General features: G+C 68.9%; 5 protein-coding genes. 3 read left to right on the top strand and 2 right to left on the bottom strand.

What is annotated here, in order from left to right; all coding sequences use genetic code 11:
- Positions 1 to 32 precede the first annotated feature (32 nt).
- The gene (locus HY703_05815; GenBank protein ID MBI4544687.1) at positions 33 to 365 is read left to right on the top strand and encodes a hypothetical protein; all 333 of its coding nucleotides are present in this window, start codon (positions 33 to 35) and stop codon (positions 363 to 365) included.
- An 84-nt stretch (positions 366 to 449) separates the two neighbouring features.
- The gene (locus HY703_05810; protein ID MBI4544686.1) at positions 450 to 668 is read left to right on the top strand and encodes a hypothetical protein; all 219 of its coding nucleotides are present in this window, start codon (positions 450 to 452) and stop codon (positions 666 to 668) included.
- Between the two features lie 163 nt (positions 669 to 831).
- Here HY703_05810 and HY703_05805 read toward each other — a convergent pair whose 3' ends face one another.
- Positions 832 to 1,566 carry an FAD-binding oxidoreductase gene (locus HY703_05805; protein MBI4544685.1) on the bottom strand — a complete coding sequence of 245 codons (735 nt, stop codon included), beginning with the start codon at positions 1,564 to 1,566 and terminating at the stop codon, positions 832 to 834.
- Positions 1,567 to 1,818: 252 nt separating this feature from the next.
- On the opposite strand from HY703_05805, the gene HY703_05800 reads away from it, so the two are divergent.
- Entirely contained in the window at positions 1,819 to 2,328 is a 510-nt protein-coding gene (locus HY703_05800; GenBank protein ID MBI4544684.1) for a flavin reductase family protein, read from the top strand.
- Between the two features lie 16 nt (positions 2,329 to 2,344).
- Here HY703_05800 and HY703_05795 read toward each other — a convergent pair.
- Positions 2,345 to 2,647, bottom strand: a 303-nt coding sequence (locus HY703_05795; GenBank protein MBI4544683.1) for a type II toxin-antitoxin system VapC family toxin, incomplete at its 5' end; no start/stop codon positions are given.

The raw sequence follows: 2,647 nt of genomic DNA, 5'->3' as shown, positions 1-2,647 counted from the left end.
GCGGTCGCCACTGGCAGATCGGAGACCTCTTTGTGGAGGTGCCCAGCACGACGCTTTCCGACCCGAGCGAGTTCATGCGTGTTGGAAGTGCCGTCTTCGAGATCGTCACGAAGGAAGTGGTCCTTGCCGATCGGATCGTCGGCTTCCGCCAGTGGGGGGCGCTCGCGTGGGGGCAGCAGGCGCTCGACCTTCTGGCGGCGTTCGGAGACGAGCTGGATGAGGAGTGGCTGCGGGCAAAGCTTCGGCGGGAGGGCTCTCTCGACGCGCTCCAGCCCCTGAGGGGGCTGGCGACGAGCGATGAGCCAGTCAGCCGGGAAACGCTGGAAGCCCTCCTCAAGCGGCTGCGCCACGGTCGCAGGCGGTGACGCGCAGGCGGTGACGGTCGGTTGATTCGCGTCTGAGGCATTGGCACCTCAAGGCGGTTGAGGAGCGCAAGCGAGAGGAGTCCCATGGAAGCCCGGGATCTGCCCGATCAGAGGGAAATCTGGTTCGAACGGCTCAAGCGGGTGCGGCGGTCCCAAGCGCGTACCGACATCACTGGAATGCGACGACCGCCGCGCGACCCCGACGAGCGCGCTTTCCTCAAGGAGCGCGGCCTCCTCGGCCCCTTCCCCGAGGACCCCGCCCTGCCGCAGCCCGCCGTGGTGCGGAAGCGAAGGTCTGCCTGACCGACGGGGAAATAGGGCGCCGTTCTCTTTCCTGAACCTTGCGTCCTTCCAAACGCTCACTCGCCTGGGCCTACGCCGGCCTCGGCGATTACTTCACGGCCATCGAGCTGGCCGAGCGGCTCGTACGTGATTACCAGCCGGGCGACATTCGGGTGCAAGGTGGCTATCGTGCGGCGATCGTCACAGTCGGCGTAATGCAGCAGCGCCAGCGCGGCGGCGGCAAAGGGATAGGGATAAGGGAAGGAAGTTCAAACGCCATTTCGGCACTTTTCCGACGATGCGCGCGGGTGCGGGCCGAGTCAAGATTCAGACGTATTGGAGGCCGCCATGGCAGCAGGGTGTGGAGGCGATGGCGGGGTGGGGCAGGAGGGGCGGGCGGGCGCGGTGGACGCTGCGGTTGGCTGGCCCCGATGGTCTGCGTGGAACGCGCCGAAATTCGTTCAGCTAGCTCGACCTCCCGCCGGAGACGAGCCATATACGGCCGGCTGGTCGCCATGCGCAGGAAGCCGGGGCGGATGCGGTCGCACTCCAGCGCCTCCTTCTGGATGAGGTCGTCCAGCGCATCCACGGCCCGCATCATGTACGCGTGCGCCCGGCGCAGGAAGTCCCTGCCCCGGAGCATGGCGGTGGCGCTGAAGCCCAGGCCGACGACGGTCATGGCGAAGGAGCCGTTGCGGCCACTCGAGCCGTACGCTATTTCCTTCGCCTCCAGCACGGCCACGCGCAGGCCGGGGTCCGTGCGCTTCAGCTCGTACGCGGTGGCCAGGCCCGTGAAGCCGCCGCCGATGATGGCGACGTCCACGCGGATTTCCTCCTGCGGCGGCGGGCGCGGCACGTACGGCGCACAGGCATCGAGCCACAGGGACCGGGGCGCTTCCGGCAGGTGCATCACTCGCATGGCGACCCTCCGGATCGAGAACGCGGTGACTCCCTCACGAGTCGGACCAGTGGGTGCCGGCCTCTTGACAGTCAGGCTAACGTGTTTTGGCTTGGGGATTTGCACCCGGACCGGATCGTGCGCCGGCAACCGGATTGGGACACGTTGTGACCATCGGGCCCGGAAACGGGGGGCGGAATCGCCCCGCAAGTCCGCAATCTGGAGGGCTCAACCCATCCCGGCGAGGCAAGATTCCAACGGCGGGGGTGTTGAATGCCGAGGAAACCCATCCGGCCGACGGTTCGCTTCGGCGGGGACGATGCGCCGACCGCGGCGGATGCGCTGCGCGAGGCGTTCTCGCGCTGGCTGAGCGGCGTAACGATTGTCGCCGCGCGCGCGGGCGGTCGGCTGCACGGCATGACCGTGAGCGCGTTCGTGCCCGTCTCGCTCGAGCCGCCGCTGCTGCTCGTGAGCCTCGGCGCCGACGCACCGGTGCTGAGCGCGATCGAGGAGGCCGGGCGTTTCGTGGTCAACGTGCTCGCCGCGTCGCAGCGCGGGCTGGCCACGCGCTTCGCGGACCGGTTCCCGGTCGGGGCGGCGCCGTTCGCCGCGGAGGGCGATCCGGTGCTGGCGGGCGCGCTGGCGAGCTTCTCGTGTACGCTGGAGGACGTGCGCCCCGCGGGCGACCATCGCCTGCTGCTCGGACGGATCAGGGGGATCGGGCTCGGCGACGATGCCGGGCCACTCGGCTACTTCGCGCGCGAGTACCGCCGCGTGCTCTGACGGGCCGCCCCCGCGCCTACCTCTCCGGCCAGGGCGGCACGTGCTCGAAGCCCGGCTCCACACGCCGGATCAGCTCGAAATCTGCCGCCTGCCGCGTCACCAGCACAAATCCGTGCTCCCGAGCCGAGGCCGCAATAATGCAGTGGTTGAGAAAGCTGCGCGAGAACCGGCCCGGGCTCATAGCCCCGCTCTCCACCAGCCGGGCCATGATGAGGGCGGCCCGCTTCCAGGCGGCATGACTCGGCGTGATTACGCGGCCGATGTCCTCGAACGGCGCGATCCAATCCTCATCGTACTCGCGGTATCCGGCCTCGTCCCG

This window comes from Gemmatimonadota bacterium (assembly GCA_016209965.1).
Classification (GTDB): Bacteria; Gemmatimonadota; Gemmatimonadetes; order Longimicrobiales; family RSA9; genus JACQVE01.
Note: the sequence above shows the minus strand (reverse complement) of the source record. Positions and strands in the feature narration are given on the sequence as shown.

What these genes read in the sequence shown, in the direction of transcription:
- HY703_05800 (MBI4544684.1), top strand. Translation starts at nt 1,819, where the DNA reads ATGCCGAGGAAACCCATCCGGCCGACGGTTCGCTTCGGCGGGGACGAT.
- HY703_05810 (MBI4544686.1), top strand. Translation starts at nt 450, where the DNA reads ATGGAAGCCCGGGATCTGCCCGATCAGAGGGAAATCTGGTTCGAACGG.
- HY703_05805 (MBI4544685.1), bottom strand. Translation starts at nt 1,566, where the DNA reads ATGCGAGTGATGCACCTGCCGGAAGCGCCCCGGTCCCTGTGGCTCGAT.